Annotated in this window: 17 protein-coding genes; 11 read left to right on the top strand and 6 right to left on the bottom strand. The window is 40.9% G+C overall.

The window, feature by feature from the left end; genetic code table 11:
- The first annotated feature begins 53 nt into the window (after positions 1-53).
- The 7 genes from dut (at position 54) to B1202_RS07945 (ending at position 6,769) form a co-directional block, all read left to right on the top strand.
- Positions 54-506 carry a dUTP diphosphatase gene (gene dut, locus B1202_RS07975; protein WP_078190035.1) on the top strand — a complete coding sequence of 151 codons (453 nt, stop codon included), beginning with the start codon at positions 54-56 and terminating at the stop codon, positions 504-506.
- Positions 507-1,098: 592 nt separating this feature from the next.
- Positions 1,099-2,523, top strand: a complete 1,425-nt coding sequence (locus B1202_RS07970) for a phosphomannomutase/phosphoglucomutase (protein ID WP_078190034.1) — start codon at positions 1,099-1,101, stop codon at positions 2,521-2,523.
- Between the two features lie 10 nt (positions 2,524-2,533).
- Positions 2,534-3,442 carry an acetylglutamate kinase gene (gene argB, locus B1202_RS07965; RefSeq protein ID WP_078190033.1) on the top strand — a complete coding sequence of 303 codons (909 nt, stop codon included), beginning with the start codon at positions 2,534-2,536 and terminating at the stop codon, positions 3,440-3,442.
- 209 nt (positions 3,443-3,651) lie between these two features.
- Entirely contained in the window at positions 3,652-4,500 is an 849-nt protein-coding gene (locus B1202_RS07960; protein ID WP_078190136.1) for a class II glutamine amidotransferase, read from the top strand.
- 263 nt (positions 4,501-4,763) lie between these two features.
- Complete coding sequence (locus tag B1202_RS07955; protein ID WP_078190032.1) at positions 4,764-5,219, top strand: bacteriohemerythrin; 456 nt, start codon at positions 4,764-4,766, stop codon at positions 5,217-5,219.
- A 141-nt stretch (positions 5,220-5,360) separates the two neighbouring features.
- The gene (locus tag B1202_RS07950) at positions 5,361-6,443 is read left to right on the top strand and encodes a hypothetical protein (protein WP_078190031.1); all 1,083 of its coding nucleotides are present in this window, start codon (positions 5,361-5,363) and stop codon (positions 6,441-6,443) included.
- Positions 6,443-6,769 carry an RnfH family protein gene (locus B1202_RS07945; RefSeq protein WP_078190030.1) on the top strand — a complete coding sequence of 109 codons (327 nt, stop codon included), beginning with the start codon at positions 6,443-6,445 and terminating at the stop codon, positions 6,767-6,769. The genes B1202_RS07950 and B1202_RS07945 overlap by 1 nt, the downstream gene beginning before the upstream one ends.
- Before the next feature lie 43 nt (positions 6,770-6,812).
- Here the strand turns inward: B1202_RS07945 and B1202_RS07940 are convergent, their stop codons facing one another.
- Positions 6,813-7,211: an outer membrane protein assembly factor BamE gene (locus B1202_RS07940; RefSeq protein WP_078190029.1), complete on the bottom strand. Its 399-nt coding sequence runs from the start codon at positions 7,209-7,211 to the stop codon at positions 6,813-6,815.
- Positions 7,212-7,323: 112 nt separating this feature from the next.
- Between B1202_RS07940 and fur the strand changes: the two genes are divergently transcribed.
- Positions 7,324-7,761, top strand: coding sequence for a ferric iron uptake transcriptional regulator (fur, locus tag B1202_RS07935; RefSeq protein ID WP_078190028.1), 438 nt, complete (start codon positions 7,324-7,326; stop codon positions 7,759-7,761).
- Positions 7,762-7,837: 76 nt separating this feature from the next.
- On the opposite strand, the gene B1202_RS07930 is transcribed toward fur, so the two are convergent.
- Both B1202_RS07930 and B1202_RS07925 read right to left on the bottom strand, forming a co-directional pair.
- Entirely contained in the window at positions 7,838-8,959 is a 1,122-nt protein-coding gene (locus tag B1202_RS07930; RefSeq protein ID WP_078190027.1) for a PilT/PilU family type 4a pilus ATPase, read from the bottom strand.
- A 27-nt stretch (positions 8,960-8,986) separates the two neighbouring features.
- Positions 8,987-10,024: a type IV pilus twitching motility protein PilT gene (locus B1202_RS07925; protein WP_078190026.1), complete on the bottom strand. Its 1,038-nt coding sequence runs from the start codon at positions 10,022-10,024 to the stop codon at positions 8,987-8,989.
- Positions 10,025-10,149: 125 nt separating this feature from the next.
- Between B1202_RS07925 and B1202_RS07920 the strand changes: the two genes are divergently transcribed.
- A complete protein-coding gene (locus B1202_RS07920) occupies positions 10,150-10,839 on the top strand; it encodes a YggS family pyridoxal phosphate-dependent enzyme (protein WP_078190025.1) in 690 nt (229 codons plus the stop codon).
- 57 nt (positions 10,840-10,896) lie between these two features.
- Here B1202_RS07920 and B1202_RS07915 read toward each other — a convergent pair whose 3' ends face one another.
- The 3 genes from B1202_RS07915 to B1202_RS07905 all read right to left on the bottom strand — a co-directional run bounded on the left by B1202_RS07915 (position 10,897) and on the right by B1202_RS07905 (position 16,271).
- A complete protein-coding gene (locus tag B1202_RS07915; protein ID WP_078190024.1) occupies positions 10,897-14,493 on the bottom strand; it encodes an AAA family ATPase in 3,597 nt (1,198 codons plus the stop codon).
- Between the two features lie 9 nt (positions 14,494-14,502).
- On the bottom strand, positions 14,503-15,756 hold the full coding sequence (locus B1202_RS07910) for an exonuclease SbcCD subunit D C-terminal domain-containing protein (RefSeq protein WP_078190023.1): 1,254 nt from the start codon (positions 15,754-15,756) through the stop codon (positions 14,503-14,505).
- A 137-nt stretch (positions 15,757-15,893) separates the two neighbouring features.
- On the bottom strand, positions 15,894-16,271 hold the full coding sequence (locus B1202_RS07905; protein WP_078190022.1) for a VOC family protein: 378 nt from the start codon (positions 16,269-16,271) through the stop codon (positions 15,894-15,896).
- Positions 16,272-16,440: 169 nt separating this feature from the next.
- Between B1202_RS07905 and B1202_RS07900 the strand changes: the two genes are divergently transcribed.
- Both B1202_RS07900 and B1202_RS07895 read left to right on the top strand, forming a co-directional pair.
- Positions 16,441-17,385, top strand: a complete 945-nt coding sequence (locus B1202_RS07900) for a diguanylate cyclase (protein ID WP_078190021.1) — start codon at positions 16,441-16,443, stop codon at positions 17,383-17,385.
- A 401-nt stretch (positions 17,386-17,786) separates the two neighbouring features.
- A complete protein-coding gene (locus B1202_RS07895) occupies positions 17,787-18,236 on the top strand; it encodes an ABZJ_00895 family protein (RefSeq protein WP_078190020.1) in 450 nt (149 codons plus the stop codon).
- The last annotated feature ends 59 nt before the right edge of the window (positions 18,237-18,295 follow it).

Below are 18,295 nucleotides of genomic sequence, written 5' to 3'. Positions count from 1 at the left end.
TAGAATATATTATTTATTTTTTGAAATTCGTTTTATTGAAACAGGAATGAACCATGAAAGTTCAAGTTAAAGTTCTCGACACACGTTTAGGTACGGAATGGCCAATGCCAACTTATGCAACAGCAGGTTCGGCAGGTCTTGATCTACGTGCATGTGTAGAAGAAACCACCGTGATTGAACCGGGTCAAACTGTTCTGGTAAAAACAGGCCTATCGATTTATATCGAAGATACGCAATATGCAGGTTTAATTCTGCCACGTTCAGGCTTAGGCCATAAACACGGAATTGTGTTGGGTAACTTGGTCGGTTTGATTGATTCTGACTACCAAGGTGAATTGATGGTATCTGTTTGGAACCGTAGCCAAACGGCATTCAGCCTAGAGCCGGGTGAGCGTTTAGCACAATATGTTTTAGTGCCAGTTGTACAAGCTCAGTTTGATATTGTGAATGAGTTTGAAGCCACTGAACGTGGTGCAGGCGGTTTTGGTCATACAGGTAAAAACTAATCAGCGCTAGACTTTTGATCCAGTGCGTTGATAAGTAAAATGCCTATAATCAAGTAGCCAATAAAAAACCATCCTCGTGATGGTTTTTTATTTATATCATTTTATTTGAATTTTTAATTTATTCAAAATCAAATCTATATTTAGAGTATTTAGGCTTTTATAAAGATCGTTTATAGGGTTATCTCGAAAACTTTAATTCTGATTAAATTACTCGGATTATATTTTAATAGAGAAGAATAAATGGCACCTTGTTGTTGATTTAAAATTGATCAATTTACTATATTTGTACAGAGTGGAATAGGGATTTAAAAATAATTGAAAAGTAAAATAAATATAGATGAACGGGTGGTTTGATATCTAATAAAATGTAAAGTAATGATTTATTTATAAAAATAATTTGGAGAAAATAGGTGGTTTTGGGTTGATTGTAATTTTTTGATCAGTGTTTAAATATTATTAATTGATTATTAACTAAAATTGTTATAAAAAAGCTACACTTTTTTTCAAGATTTTATCCTTTAATTAAAAGCTTAAATTCTCATTAGAATTTTAGATTTTTTAATTAATAAAGATGTAATTAGAAGAACATAGTATGGGTTCACTGTTTAATCACTTTCCGCAACATATTTTTCGTGCATATGACATTCGCGGGAAAATATCGCTCTTAAATGCTGATTTAGTTCAGTCAATTGCTTGTGGCTTAGTCAAACAATATTTAGATGCAGGGCAAAAGAGCCTTGCCATTGGCTATGATGCGCGTTTAACCAGTCCAACCTATGCAAAAATAATTCAAAAAGTCTGCCATGAGGCTGGCCTTGAAGCGGAAATTATTGGCTGCTGCTCAAGCCCGATGTTGTATTTTATTGCGGGACAATTTCAAGGCAATGGCATTATGGTGACGGCGAGCCATAATCCTAAATCAGATAATGGTATCAAGTGGATTATCAAAGGTGAGCCACCTTGCCCGGAGATGATTCAACACGTTGCCGTCGAAGCACGAAATTGTTTCTCATCGGAACGTGTGCATTTAATGACTGAACTTGAGCCACACGAAATCAAGCCTGAATATTGTTTGGCCTATCAAAAATTTATTTTAGATGACATTCATCTACAGCAGCCGCTTAAAGTTGTGATCGATGGCATGCATGGTTCAGCTGGGCATTGTGCAGCATTATTATTAAATAAATTAGGCTGTGAAGTTTTGGCACTACGTTGCCAAGCTGATGGCCATTTCCCTGATCATGCACCAGATCCATCACAGCTCAAACATTTAACTCACCTTCGCCAAGCCTTACAGCTACAAAAAGCCGATATTGGCATTGCTTTAGATGGTGATGGTGATCGTTTAGTGCTGATTGATGAAACTGGCAAAGTGGTTTCTGCAGATCGATTATTATGTTTATTTGCTGAAATTTGTTTGACTCAAAAACCACATGCAGAAGTGGTATTTGATGTGAAATGTTCAACGATGATTCGCGATACTGTGTGTGATCTAGAAGCACAGCCTGTCATGATTCGAACAGGTAGTAGTTTCTTGCGAAAATATATTTCCCAATCTAAAGGCAAAGCGGTTTTTGGTGGTGAATACGCAGGGCATTATGTATTTAATGACGGTCGTGGTGGCGGCTATGACGACGGCCTATACGCAGCCTTAAGAGTCTTAGAATATATTCAAGCTCAGGGACTGACATTGTCACAAGCTTTGGCGAAATATCCAGAGCGCTTTAGTACCGAAGATTTATATGTCAGTACGCATCAGCATGATCCAGCGGAAGTTTTAAAGCTGGTTGAAGCCAATTCTGCGCGAATTCCGGCACAAATCAGTAAAATTGATGGAATACGCCTTGATTTTGATGATGGATTTGGCATCATTCGAGCATCGAATACAGGTGAGTATTTCACTTTACGCTTTGATGCCAACTCATCAGCACGCTTAAAAGAAATACGAGATCTGTTTGTTTCCATGTTAGTTGAGCACTATCCAGACATTGCTCATGACATTCCAGATGCTCAATAAGGAGAGGCAAATGCCACATCAACATACTGGCATCGACAAAGCACAAATCCTGACGGAAGCTTTGCCGTATATTCAACGTTTTGCGGGTAAGACGCTGGTAGTGAAGTATGGTGGTAATGCCATGACCGATCCTGAGCTTGAGAGCTCATTTGCACGTGATATCGTATTGCTGAAAACGGTTGGTCTAAACCCGATTGTGGTACATGGCGGTGGTCCACAAGTGGATTCATTCCTTAAACAATTAGGACGTGAATCAGATCGTATTGACGGTATGCGCGTGACAGACCCTGCAACCATGGAAGTTGTTGAGATGGTCTTGGGCGGCAGCGTGAACAAATCGATTGTGAACTTAATCAATAAACACGGTGGCCGTGCGATTGGTTTAACGGGTAAAGATGGTAATTTGATCCGTGCGCAAAAATTGCTAATGGAAAAAACTGCCGAAGACGGTTCAGTAAAACAGATTGATTTAGGTCTAGTCGGCGAAGTGGTTGGTGTGAAAACTGACGTACTTGAGATGTTTACCCAAAGCGATTTTATTCCTGTGATTGCACCATTAGGTGTAGACGAAGACGGCAATACTTACAACATCAATGCTGACTTAGTTGCAGGTAAAGTGGCTGAAGCATTGGGTGCGGAAAAGCTAATTCTTTTGACCAATATCACGGGCGTTTTAGACGAAAATAAAAATCTGCTGACTGGGTTAACCACCCAAGAAGTCGATCGTTTGATTGAAACTGGCGTGATCTATGGCGGCATGATTCCGAAAGTTGGCTGTGCATTAGATGCAGTGAAAGGTGGCGTAATCAGCGCGCATATTGTTGATGGTCGTGTACCTCATGCAACATTACTTGAAATCTTTACGGATCATGGTGTGGGGACTTTAATCACCAATCGAACCAATGTGAAAAAAGCTTAAGATACTTAGCATTTTTTGATATAAAAAAGCCTCTTTTGAGGCTTTTTTATTATTTATCAGTTGGCTAAGTGGCGTTTGAAAAGATCAAATAAAGTATTTGTCCTGTTGGATTATAAAAACTCTTACAATGGCGCCGATTTTAGATTTACAACAACTAAAACTGTCATGCACAATAGAGAAATCATAGATTTACTGCTGAAATGATCGATATGTGCCAGCTGCTCGGAATGAATTGTGCGACTCCTACCGATATTACTTTTTCGTTTCGGGGATTTTCGCAGCGAGCAGGAATTACCTCAGATCATTGTGATGGCTTTGGTATCGCTTTTTTTGAAGATAAAGCATGCCGTTTGTTTGTCGACAATCAATCTGCTGTAGAGTCACCAATTGCTGAGCTGATCCGAAACTATCCGATTAAATCTCGCAATGTGATTGCACACATTCGTAAAGCGACACAAGGCAAAATTAATCTTGAAAACTCACATCCATTTAGTCGTGAATTGTGGGGCAGACAGTGGATTTTTGCGCATAATGGCGACCTGCATGGCTTTCAGCCCGAGCTCACGGGGCGCTTCACTCCCGTCGGCAATACCGACAGTGAATTGGCCTTTTGCTATTTGCTCGAGCAAATGGTGAAACATTTTGGTTATACCGAACCAACACTCGATCAGGTGTTTGATCTGCTATTAGAAATTTCTCCGAAAATTGCAGAACATGGCACCTTTAATTTTTGTTTGTCGAATGGGCAGGCGCTATTTAGTTATGCGATTACCAACCTGCATTGGCTGGTTCGAGAGTATCCATTTCAGCCTGCACAGTTGATTGATATTGATGTTGAAGTGGATTTTAGTGAAGTCACCACGCCAGAAGACCGTGTTGCCGTGATTACCACTGAACCCTTGACACAAAACGAAGTTTGGACAGCATTTGAGCCGGGTGAAATGATTTTATTTAAACATGGCCGTCCGATACGTGCTGCAAAGACGGTTGTTGAACGTTTAGAACGTGAGCGTCTGGATCCATCTTTAAAACGCGTCACGCGTGCAGATCAGTATTAATTTTGAATGAAAGATATTCATTATAAAAATGAATATCTTACACTTTATTGAATTAGGCGTATTTTATAAGATATTGAATTGATTAAAAAATATCTTAGCTTTATGCTCGGGATTAAATAAATTAACATAATAAAAACAATTGATTACATTATAAATGGCAGTATTTCAATTAAAACCAACCTTTTTACTTCATTTTTATTTAAGTCCTTTAATTATATGATGAAATTTACGTGATAAGTCCTTCATATTTATAGGTGGTCGTAATGAAAATGAAATGGGTTCCAGAATACAATACTGGTATCGATGTGATTGACGATCAACACAAACGGATTCTTGACTACATCAATGAAATTGATGGCATTGACGCAAATACAGATCGTGATCGTGTAAAACAAATTCTGGAAAACATTATTGATTACACCCAATCACATTTTACCTTCGAAGAATCTTTACAAGAAGAAGCGGGTTATAAATATCGTGTGCCACATAAACGCGTACATGATTTATTTATTAAAAAAATTGAATCTTACCGAGACCGTTTTGAAATGGGACATGCGATTGAAAATGAATTACATGAAGTGCTTTCAAAATGGCTGATTAACCATATTCAGCACGATGATGCTGATTATGTCGGTGCTGTTAAAGAAAATATGATGGGTATCATCAAAGAAAAAGAAAAGAAAAAAGGCAAAAATTGGTTTGCTCGTTTCTTTTCATAAGCCCAAAAATGAAATAAAAACAATTAAATTCTTATAATATCATTTGCGCAGCAAATCACCTTTAAGGTGGTTTGCTTTTTGTTTTTGATTTTCAAGGCACGGCAAGGCAAAATAGCGCTAGAATTTTCAAAGGAATTTGTCATGCAGGACAATGCGATGTCGAAATGGTTATCGCCACTGATGGCGTTCTGTTTATCTTTTATCATTATTGCAACTTTAGCACCGGTAACAGGTATTCAAATTGAACGTCAGCTAGATTTCTGGCTGTTGTGGCTAGGTACAATGCTTATTTTAGCTTTACCGCTATGTTATTTGGAGATTGCGTTAGCAAAACGTTCAAAAACCACAGCAGTCCAAGCGCTGTCTTCGCTGACACGTGATGCAGATGCTTCGCCAAAATGGCGTTTGGTGGGGTGGCTTGCCGTAGTATTTATTCCATTTCTAGCAGGTGCCATGCTTTCAGCCGCGTCGCAATATGTGGCAACTTTTACAGCCAATGGTTTTGCATATAGCATGATTTTGGCTGTCCTTGCGGTGATTGCATTTGCATTGTCATTTGTACCACGCCAATTTTTAGTGATCTTGACCACTATAGGTGTGATCGCTGCAGTGGTTTTGGCCAATGTTATGGGAACGGCATTGCCAGAATGGAAAATGACTGCACTCGAATTTAGTGAGTGGGGCAATGCAACCGTCTTGGCGCTCGTAGCAAGTGGTTTGGGGATGGGCTTGTACTGGCAGTCAAGTTTGCCAGCCGTGAAGCAACAAGAGATTGCAAGCAAAACGGTATTTCCAATTTGGATCGCTCAACTTTTGGCAGTGGTTGCTTTTGCCTTTTTCGCAGCAAAAGCACAAGTACCTGCTTTAGCACTGGTTGTGGGTTTAGTCGCAGCTTCTGCATTACTGATTCAAATGGCACGTGAACAATTACAACAACGCCAATTGGCCGTAGTAGTGCAATGGGCGATTTTATTGGTTGCCGTTTTTGCATGGGCACTGAGCACGGTTGTACCAGTCTTTAATATTGCCTTGTTGGTTTGGGGCTTAATCATTTGTCTGATTTATGCGATTTTTGCAGGTTGGATCATGAAGATTAGTCATCTCCGTAAGTCAATGAACTTCAGTCATGAAGCTTTCTATAATATCTGGCGTATTGCCGTACGTATCGTCTTACCCTTGTCGATAGTCTTGGCATTAGTAGCTGTAATTGGGCAGTTATTCTAATGACAGCTCAGTTACAAGTGTGGGTGGCTTATGCAGGTGTTGAACAGCAGATATTAATTCCGCTGAGCTTTAACCCCGGGATGACTGCTGAAGATGCCATTATGCAAAGTGGCATTCGACAGCAAGTTGAATTACCCGAAGAATTAACCCTAGGAATCTTTGGGGCGCGTTTAAGCGATGCTTCTCAGTTACTTGAAGCAGGTGATCGCGTTGAAATCTATCGTGCATTAACCATTAATCCGAAAGATATTCGTCGTAATCGTGCCAAGAAAAACCCCGTTGGGCGTTATTGTCGAGGCAATCGTTTCAAGCAATTGTACTTATAAAAAAAACCCCTAAATTTAGGGGTTTATTTTTATCTTAAAGCGACTATAGTGGTGGCGCAGTTAAAATCGCTTCTTTAGAACCCGGTAAGCCAGGTTGAGACTCTGGAATGGTTTCTAAGCCTTCAATTTTTTGAACGATACCATTTTGGTCAAAGAAGATTTTTAAGTGTTGACCATGTGCAGCAGGAATCTTGGCTTTTTTAGCATATGTTCCTGGGGTATACTTATAAATGTAGTCCCAACGTAACGGATTCATTGGATCGGCAACAGTTGGACTACCTAGCAAAAAGCGAACTTGTTGGTGGCTCATTCCCACTTGAATTTTAGACGCTTGTGCTTGAGTTAAAGGTGTACCTTGTGGAATATCAACTTTATAAACGCCCAAGGTTGAACAGCCTACGAGCAATGAAGTGACGAATAACGTCAGCATGATTTTTTGCATTTTGCTAAACTATCCCAAATTAATTATGATGCATTTGATCCAAGGATAGATCATACTGCATCTAAACTTTGTTGCATATTCCAACTTTAATTTTGTTGAGAGACCTTTTTTCATGCCTATTTCAAATCAAGATTTACGTAAAGCTGGACTTAAAGTTACACTTCCACGAATTAAAATATTGGAATTGCTTGAAAATTCAAGACAACATCACTTAAGCGCAGAAGATATTTATAAGACTTTACTTGAACAGGGTGAAGATGTGGGTTTAGCAACTGTGTATCGCGTGTTAACACAGTTTGAAGCTGCAGGTATTATTCAACGCCATCATTTTGAAAACAATCATTCTGTTTTTGAGATTATGCAAGAAGATCACCATGACCATATTGTGTGTCAAAACTGCAATAAAGTGGTGGAATTTACCAATGATGTAATTGAACACGAGCAGCATGAAGTGGCAGAAAAGTTTGGTTTCCAACTGACAGGTCACTCATTAAACCTCTATGGTTACTGCGATGCGCCTGAATGCCAAGAAGCTTATCGTAAAAAATAATGCGATCCGGATGAGAATGAAAAAAACAGACTTCATATGAAGTCTGTTTTTTTATGTCCGAAAGCATTACGCAAATTTAATGTTGACCATCAAAGGTAATATTTGAATTTGCACGTAGTAAATGCTCACCGCCTTCTTCAGACAATTTAATTTGTAGACGCAGGTCGTTCGGTGAATCGGCATGTTTGAGCGCATCTTTGTAGCTAATTTGCTTGGCTTTATATAGGTCATATAAAGCTTGGTCAAAGGTTTGCATACCCAGTTCACGAGAACGCTTCATCAGGTCTTTAATTTCATGCACTTCACCCTTACGGATTAAGTCTGAAATTAAAGGTGAGTTGATCAAAATCTCAATGGCAGCACGACGTGAATTACCATCAATGGTTGGAATCAATTGCTGCGCAACCATGGCTTTTAGGTTCAAAGACAAGTCCATGAACAGCTGACTATGACGATCCGCTTCAAAGAAGTGAATGATACGGTCGATGGCCTGGTTGGCGTTGTTGGCATGCAGAGTGGCAAAAACCAAGTGACCCGTTTCAGCAAAGGCAATCGCATAGTCCATGGTTTCACGTGAACGAATCTCACCAATCAGAATCACGTCAGGCGCCTGACGTAGCGTGTTCTTTAAGGCAACTTCGAAAGAGTCAGTATCAATACCCACTTCACGTTGAGTAATGATACAACCTCGGTGCTGATGCACAAATTCAATCGGGTCTTCGATGGTAATGATATGACCTTTGGTATTTTCATTACGATAGCCAATCAAAGACGCCAAAGAGGTTGATTTACCCGTACCTGTTGCACCTACGAAAATGATAATGCCACGTTTGGTCATCGCCAATTCTTTTAAAATCGGCGGTAATTTCAACTCATCCATCGTTGGAATGACAGTTTCGATACGACGCAGCACCATACCTGGCTGGTCACGTTGTTGAAATGCACTGACACGAAAACGAGCAGATTTACTGGTATTGCTAATGGCAAAGTTACATTCACGCGTATCGGCAAATTCCTTACGCTGCTTTTCAGACATTATCGAATGTAAAATTTGACCGACAGTCGGGCCCGGTAATTTTGTCGAGCCAATTGGCAAAATTTGCCCATTGATTTTAATCGAGGGTTCAACATCGGCTGTAATGAACAAATCCGATGCTTTTTTCTCCACCATATAATCAAGTAAGCCGTTAAAATCCATAACGATCGCCCCAAAAAAATAAAAAAATTACAAGAAAGATTCGGGTTGCTTCGCTGCAGTCCGTGCAGTCTGCGTACTAATAATGCCTTTTGCGACAAGATTTTTTAGGCTTTGATCGAGTGTGGTCATACCGTAGTTGGCACCCGTTTGAATCGCAGAATACATTTGCGCGACTTTGTTTTCACGAATCAAGTTACGGATCGCAGGTATACCGATCATGATTTCATGCGCAGCCACACGACCGCCGCCATTTTTCTTGAGTAGGGTTTGTGAAATTACGGCTTGAAGTGATTCAGATAACATGGCACGAACCATGTCTTTTTCTTCAGCAGGGAATACGTCAATCACACGGTCAATGGTTTTTGCCGCAGAGGTCGTATGTAGAGTACCGAAGACCAAGTGACCGGTTTCAGCAGCTGTCAGTGCCAAACGAATGGTTTCAAGGTCACGCATCTCACCGACTAAGATAATATCCGGGTCTTCACGCAGTGCGGAACGAAGTGCTTCGTTAAAGCCGTGGGTATCACGGTGGACTTCACGTTGGTTGACCAAGCATTTTTTAGATTCGTGTACAAATTCGATCGGGTCTTCGACCGTTAGAATATGGTCATAACGGTTGTCGTTAATGTAATCAACCATCGCAGCAAGCGTAGTTGATTTACCCGAACCCGTTGGACCAGTCACCAGTACGATGCCACGTGGATATTCACAAATATCTTTAAAGATTTGGCCCATGCCAAGATCTTCAATGGTCAATACTTTTGAAGGAATGGTACGGAAAACGGCACCAGCACCACGGTTTTGGTTAAATGCGTTCACACGGAAACGAGCCACACCAGGTACTTCAAATGAAAAGTCAGTTTCTAATTTTTCTTCGTAATCACGACGCTGTTTATCATTCATGATGTCGTAAACCAATTTGTGCACTTCTTTGTGTTCAAGAGCAGGTAGGTTAATACGACGAACTTCACCATCCACACGAATCATCGGTGGCATACCAGAAGATAAATGTAAATCCGAAGCGTTATTTTTGGCAGCAAAGGCCAATAGTTCTGTAATGTCCATAAAATCCCCGAGATAAAAATTAAATCTTAATTATTTTGATAGAATAATAAGGCTTTCCCACAGCTTAACCAACACTTAGTTGCAGGGCAATGCAAAAAAAGATGAATGAAATGAGAACCCCGTCAATGAATATACTTCAAGAAGCACGAAATCAAGTTTTGCAGCAAATTGAGCAGGCTTGCCAACTTGCGGGTCGACCACAGCAGTCAGTTGAATTGTTGGCTGTATCTAAGACGCATCCTGCTGAAATGCTAAGAGAAATGTATACAACGGGGCAACGATCATTTGGTGAAAACTATCTGCAAGAAGCGCTTGAAAAAATTGAGGCTTTGGCGGATTTAGAGATTGAATGGCATTTTATAGGTCATGTACAGCGTAATAAAACCAAACATTTGGCTTCAAGCTTTGCGTGGGTGCATGGGGTAGACCGTTTGATTATTGCGGAGCGTTTATCGAGCCAGCGAGAAGCAAGCCAAGCACCTTTGAATATTTGCCTACAAGTTAATATTGATGCGCAAGATACCAAAGATGGCTGTCAGCCGAATGAAGTTGCAGATTTGGTCGCTCAGATTTCTGCACTACCGAATTTACGCTTACGAGGACTGATGGTGATTCCTGCTCCAAACAATCCGCAAGCGTTTGCTGATGCCAAAGCGCTCTTTGAACACGTCAAAGCACAGCATGCGAAACCTGAAGATTGGGATACCTTAAGCATGGGTATGTCGGGTGATATGGTGGATGCAATTGCTGCAGGTTCAACCATGGTTCGTGTGGGTACGGCGTTGTTTGGCGCACGCGATTATTCGCAGCAATAATAAATTTAATCCTCTCTAACCCTCCTTTTTCTAAGGAGGGAATTTTCAATGCTAGGTTTATCCCACCACTTGAATGGTACTTGCACCTGCACCGATAGGATTCACCTGAATCTGCACAGGGATTCGTTCGTGCATTTCTTGTATATGCGAAATCAATACCACTTTACGGCCTTGGTTTTGCAGCTGATCTAGTGCATTCATCACCATGTGCAGGCTTGACGCATCGAGCGTGCCAAAACCCTCATCAATGAACAGGCTTTCGATTTTTGTTGTACCTGAGGCCATGCTGGCAATGGCTAAGGATAAAGCGAGCGCAGTTAAGAAGGATTCACCGCCAGAAAGTGAAGAAACTGAGCGGGTTTCACCATCCATATCATGATCGACAATGGCAAGGCTTAAGGAGTTTTCAAGGCGCTTTAAGGTATAGCGCTGAGAAAGCATCGCCAATTGTTGGTTAGCATACTCGATTAAAATATCGAGGTTGTATTGCTGTGCTAAATCACGGAATTTCTTGCCCGTTGCATCGCCCATTAAGCTCGAAATTTTATTCCAACGGTGCTCATCAGATTGGATCTGTTGAATCTGATCGGCAAATTGCTGCTGTTTTGCGACGTTGTGCTGATGTACTTCGAGTTTGAGTTTCACCTCATCACGCTGTTCCATCACTTGGGTCATTTGTTCAACCAAGCTTTGTAAGTGTGAAAGTAGGGCTTCAAATTCGATTTCAGGCTGCAGTATTAAGTGCTGCTGTAATTGCTCATCCAATGTTTTCTTAGCCGACTGTGCATCGCTAAACGCACGTTCAGCCGTGATAATTTGCTGTTTAAGCTGAAGCTCTTGTTCATGCGAAATTTCGCTCAGTTGCTGCAACAATGTTTCATTAAAATCTATATGCAGCGCTAACCATTGTTGAATACTTTGCGCAGCTGCTTCCTGTTGATTTTGCAGCTGTAGTTGCTGTGTCTGATATTTTTGCAGCGCTACTTGTGCCGTATCAAAGGCTTGGCGTAGCTGCTCAAATTGTTGACGTACCGCATTAAACTGAGTTTGCAGCTGTTGTCGGCTTTGCTCAAACTGCAATAACCATTCATGCGGTTTTTCAACAGTCATTTGGGTCATGGCAAAAATAGCTTGAATCGCAAGATCGCTATTTTGTTTACCTTCTTCTAACAGTTTCGCAATTCGTTTTTCAGCTGCCGCAATATTCTCTTGACTGAATTTTGTATGCTGTTTCGCCTGTTCCAGCTGCTGTGTTTTTTGATTCAGTTGTGTAACTAGTTCATTGCGTTGTTTTAAGGTGTGAAGGCGCTGTTGCAATTGCTCATAAATCTGTTCAGCAGCGGTGCGAGTCGATTGCTGCCATGCGTATTTTTCAGTGTCATTCAATAAAGACAAAATAGGCTGAATATTTTGTTCAGCATGCTGTACATCGGTCAGTTGCTTTGTCGTGTGCTGAATGTAGTGAGACAAAGTCTGGCTGTTTTGCTGTGCCTGTTCATGGGTTTTTAAATCAGCTTCTGTTTGCTGTAAAGACTGTTGTGTATTTTCAAGATGATGCGTTATAGCAGTTTCAATCAAGCTCAAATCTGCACTTAAATCATAAGGGATGCTCAGTGCATGAAGTGATTGCTCAAGCTGACTTTGGACATTGCTCTGTTGCGTGTTGATTGCGGTGAGTTGCTGTGCATTGGCTTCAAAAGCAGTGGACTGCTGTGTGCATTTTTTTTGTAGTTGTTGCCAAAGATCAAAGGCTACTTTTTCCTGCGCTAGCGCTTGCTGATCCTGCTGTTCTTGCAGTTTCAACAGCTCATGGGAAAGCATATCTTGGTTATGTGTATAAGGGTGCTCGGTGCTGCCACAGACCAAACAGGCTTCACCATCAATTAGATTAGCTCTAAGCTGTTCAATATTTTCTGCATGCAGTAATCGCTGCTGCTGCAACACTGTTTGCAAACTTTCTCGAGCCGATTTTTGTGTATGAAACTCAGTTTCAGCTGTGCTGCAATGCTGCTGACTCTGTGCGAGATCAGTTTGCAGTATTTGTTGTTCTTGCGATTTTTTCTGATGTTCAAGATGAATTGCGTGGTAACGTAGCCAATGACTCTTTGTCATATCCAACTGATTGAGACGATGTAATAAGTCTTCACGCGCTGCACGCAAGCCCGTAATTTTAGAGTTAAGCGCTTGGTCTTGCCCAAATTGCTGAATGAGTTGATCAAGCAGCAGCTGTTTTTGAGCTACTTGCTGCGTAGCTTGCGCAACATCACCATATTGCTGCTCAAATTGCACATAACTTTGAATAAAGCGCTGTAACGGGCTGAGATGTGCAGACAATGCTTCATCTAAAACTTGAAAGTGTGCTGTTTGCGACAGTAGGGTATTTTGCTGCGCTAACTGTTGTTCTAACTGCTGCTGTATTTGTTGCAATTGCTGTTCGGATTGAAGCAGCGGGGCATGCTGGTCTTGAAGTTTTTTGAGTTCATCTTTGACGGCAATGAGCTGATCGCCTAGCACTCGGCGGTCGGCAATCCGCGCACGCACAGATTCAATTTGATTTTGATGATCCACTTCAAATTGGTGCTGCTGTTTTTGCTGCAGATCAATCTGTTCAAATTGCGCTTTCTCATGATTAAACTGAATTTCAATAGCGTTGAATTGCTTTTGTGCCTGAGCCAATTGTGGCTGCAGCACAGTCATTTCAGTATTTAAATTATTTCGTTGAATGATGCTCGGACGGATTGACGCGAATTTTTCCAGTTGCTCCAATTGCAGCTTCTGCGGCTTCAGTGCATCAAGTTGCTGCTGTTGAACAGCCAAATATTGCTCACGCTGCTGAATATCGGTAATCAGTTTATCTTTGTGTTGAAACCATTGTTGCTGTTTGAGCAGTTGTTGTTTTTCACTATCAAGTTTTTGGTAAGACTCAGCATGACTTTGAAATTGCGCCGTGTATGAGGCAAGATCTTCATCTGATAAAATTTCAATATGTCCTAAAACATTTTCCAGCTCTTTACGCTGATTGGCAATTTGCTTGGTTTTTTCAAAGGCCAATTGACCAATTTTCCCGAAAATACTGGAATTGGTCAGATATTCCAACAGCTCGCCACGTTCATTATCACGCGCTTTTAAAAAAGCGGTCACTTCTGACTGAGCCAGTAAAACGGCACGGGTGAACTGTTCAAAACTGAGTTGAGTAATCCGTAAAATATGGCTTTCGACGGCTTTAGTTTTATCCGCAACGACACTGCCATCCGTTAAGCATTTTAATGAGCGCTGTACGCTTTGCAATTTGCCATTGGGGTTTTCACGGGCACGTTTAATTTCCCAACGTGCAGAATAGACTTTTTGGTCTTGTGCAACAAAGCTGAGCTCGGCAAAGCCTTGGCCTGTACCACGGCGTAATACGGTTTGCGGTGAGTTGGTCGGCAGCTCTGAACCATCTACATCGATGAGTTTGCCATCACTGTCTTTTAAACGCGGCACACGGTTAAACAGCGCCAAACACATGGCATCTAAAATGGTCGATTTACCTGCACCTGTTTTACCAATAATTGCCACTAAACCTGCACTGGCTAAAGGTTCAGATTCAAAATCAATAAAATGCTCACCTGCTAAAGATGCCAAGTTTTTAATACGTATAGATAAAATTTTCATGGCAATTCCTTAAGCTTTCGCATCATCTTCAAGTGATTTTTGAGCTTCATCGACCAAACTTAAAAAATCTTTCATTACGGTGTCATCAGCACCGTAACCTTGTTTTTCCCAAAGGTTTTGGAATAATTTTTCAGGCGTAGGCGGATCAAGGTTGATTGCGGCTTGCTGCTGATTATTTTGATCTGAATTTAAATAACGGCGGCTGATACGCACCAAACGATAACGGTTCGGTGCTAAAGCCTCTTCAAATTGCTGTCGTAAATTCGGTGCAGGCGGAGTGTCAGTATGATATTCAATTTCGACATATTCACGCTGATCAATATCTTCAATTTCACCGCTTGCCAAAGCGGATAACTGAGTTAAAACCTCCGCAATGCTGCCTTTGATGCGATGCAAATGTACGCTGCGCGGAATCGCTAAGGACTCCATTTGTAAGCGTGATTCATCGCTTTGAGTCGGGTCAATGCTGATCTCAAGCACTTGATGCTTATAATTGATTTCACTAAAGGACAGGGGAATCGGTGAGCCGCTATAACGGATATGAGCCTGTCCGACTTTTTGCGGTTTATGCAAATGCCCGAGCGCAACATAGTCAATCACATCATCAAACAGTGCAGTTGAAAGCGCTTCTTCATTGCCAATAATAATCGGGCGCTCTGAATCCGACGTTTCACCGCCTTGCATGTGGGCATGTGACATTAAAATTAAGGCTTGATCTGAGGTTTTACGAGATTTGGCTTCAGCAATTAATTGTTGATGTACATAGGCAATGGCATTTTGACTATTGGTGGTTTGATCATTGAAACCGGTGATCTCGGCAGCACGTAAAAAAGGTAAAGTCAGACACCATGCCACGATATTTTTTTGTTCATCATAAATTGGTAGCAGCAGTCGGTCTAAATCGAGCTGACCTTCGCTATTTTTATGGACCACGCCAACTGCTTTGGCATGGTATTTTTCTAATAATGGTTCAACTTGCTCAATACGGTAACCTGAGTCATGGTTGCCTGCGATCATCAGGGTTTGCATGTGTGGGGCACGTTCATGCGCATCCGCTAGAAACTGATACAACTGTTTTTGCGCTCTGGAAGCGGGATTGATGACATCAAAAACATCGCCTGCAATGAGCAGGGCATGTGGCTGTTTTTGTGCTATTTGTTCAAGCAGCCAATTGAGAAACTGTTCATGTTCGTAGTCACGCGAATGGTTATAGAAAAATTGTCCTAAATGCCAATCAGAAGTATGAAAAAAACGAACAGTCATGCAAGCCCCAAAAATCAAAATATTGATTGGGCTCTAAAGTATCACAGATGGTCATGTTTTCGAGGGCGATTAATCATTCATACGTCAAACTAAGTCGTTCTCGACAGGTAGAAGCTCCCCAATCAAAAACCAAGTGTTTACTGTGCATTTGGATCGACTTGCACAAGGCCAAAGGTATTGTGGTCTGGGTCTAAGAAATAGCCTTGCCAACATTGACCGGGGATCGCAAATTTTTCCATGGCAATTTGACCACTTTGCGCCAAAATTTTCTCAGAGATTTGGTCGAAATTTTCAACTTCAAAACTACAGGTAAATGCATTGGTGCCGCAGTGCGTCGGTGGAATCTGAGCAGGGCGTTCTAACAGGCCACCATGAATGCCTTGGGTTTCAATACGGAAGTACTGAATTGGCAGCCCTTCGACTGGGGTAAATGTCCAACCGAAAACTGCAGAATAAAAGGCTACTTCACGCTTTGGATCGGAACTTTGAATTTCAAAATAGCAGAGCTGGTTCATTGTTATTACTCTTTCTTTGATGGATTGCACATTTCAAATAGCAGAGATTTGAAATTAGGCTAAAAAATACCAAGAACTAGGAATATAAAATGTCGCTCTGATCTTGTATATAGATCAATTGTTGTACAGCAGGTGTATTACCTGCATTTGGGGTAGCAGGAGATGCAACATGCCAAATAATCCTTTTGATGAAGAAAAACTTGCAAATAGTATGGTGTATAAGACTTTATTAGAGTCTACATTAGCCATTCCTTGGTGTATTGATTGGGACAGTAAAACATTCAGTTATATTGGACCGCAAATTGAAAAGTTACTCGGTTGGAAGCAAAATACTTGGCGTACAGTGCAAGACTGGGCCGAGCGTATGCATGAGGAAGATCGAGATCGTGTCGTGAATACTTGTGTCGCGCAGTCGATGGCAGGTATAGATCATGAAGCAGATTATCGTGCACTTAAAGAAGATGGTTCATTTCTTTGGATACGAGATGTTGTACATGTCGTGCGTAAACCAAACGGTGATGTAGATTGTCTTGTTGGCTTTATGTTTGATATTTCCGAACGCAAAAAACAAGAAGAACAGCTACAAAAATTGCAGCGTCAGCTCGAAGAATACTCATATAAAGATGGCTTAACCGGTATTGCCAATCGCCGTTTGTTTGATGACTTTTACCTACGGGAATGGTTGAACGCCATACGCACGCAAAAGCCGCTGAGTTTAATTCTGATCGATTTGGATTATTTTAAGCAATACAATGACTTGAATGGTCATGTGATTGGGGATACCTGTCTGCGTCAAATTGCCAAAAGTTTGGAATCTTGTTGTACACGACCTCGTGATTTAGTCGCGCGTTTTGGTGGCGAGGAATTTGCTTGGATTTTACCAGAGACCAATGAGGCAGCAGCAGCAATGATGGCCGATAGAATTATGGATGCCGTGCGTGCTGCACGATTACCGCATAAAGCCTCTGCGGTGTCAGAACTCGTCACACTTAGCATGGGGGTAAAAACCATTATTCCATCAGATCTAGATAATCGAATGGAATTTTTGGATCAGGTCGATAAAAACCTCTATGTAGCGAAAAGACAGGGGCGTAATCGCTACTGTGCTGCATAACATGGATTTGCTCTTGTGACTTATTTTAAAGTCACATCAAGTTTTCAATCAGTCGATATTTTTATCGGCTGATTTTTTTTGGGTGTAGAATATAAAAATAAAATTCGTTGCTTAATGCATGAGGCACAAAATAAAAGACCGACGATTCGAGTGATGATGAAATCGTCGGTCAAAAAATCGATTTCAAATTTAAGTGATGGCTGCTGTTCATACTTAAATTCAAAATGAAGCTTATTGCTTTTAAAAAGGTCACCGAAACATTGTGGATGCCGTCCAAATCATCGGTTGCTACAGACCTTGTACCCTATATAACGTAGCCGTTTACAGATTGGTTGACATGAAAATGAAAAAAAATGCATTTTTTTTTATACTAGGTGTCAACTTCTTCTTGGGTTAGGGTTATGGTGTCTTTAACACGTTATTTTTTCTTATTTTTTTTCATTTGTTTAATCATGACCTGTATTTGCGGTGTGATCGCTGCATTATTGCCACAGGGTGTAGGCGGTATTTTAACGGTCGTACCCTACCTGATTGCCATGATCGTGGTTTTATTTCGGTTTTTAAATAAAAATCAGAGAGCACCGACACAGGCAGAGCGTAAAAAATTTACCTTAGGTTTTAGCCTGATTTTTTGGTTATATAATTTTGCTTTTGTACTTTTGGGTATCGCAATTTTTTCAAGGAAAGATCCTGAAATTTGGCAAAATTTAATGCTCTATGTTCAACATCCTCAGTTTATGAGTTTAATGGTGATCATGTTATTGCTGATGGCTATCCCTTTGTATTTAATCACCTATTGGTTTTATGGTCCGCAAGCACAGCGGATGGCTGCTCAAAAGTTTGGCGCATAAAGCTTGATCATCTGGTGATCTTGTTCTATAGATAACAGTATTATTTCATATAGATAAGA

Source organism: Acinetobacter amyesii (assembly GCF_002018365.1).
Classification (GTDB): Bacteria; Pseudomonadota; Gammaproteobacteria; order Pseudomonadales; family Moraxellaceae; genus Acinetobacter; species Acinetobacter amyesii.
This window is presented reverse-complemented; position numbering and strand designations above follow the sequence as displayed.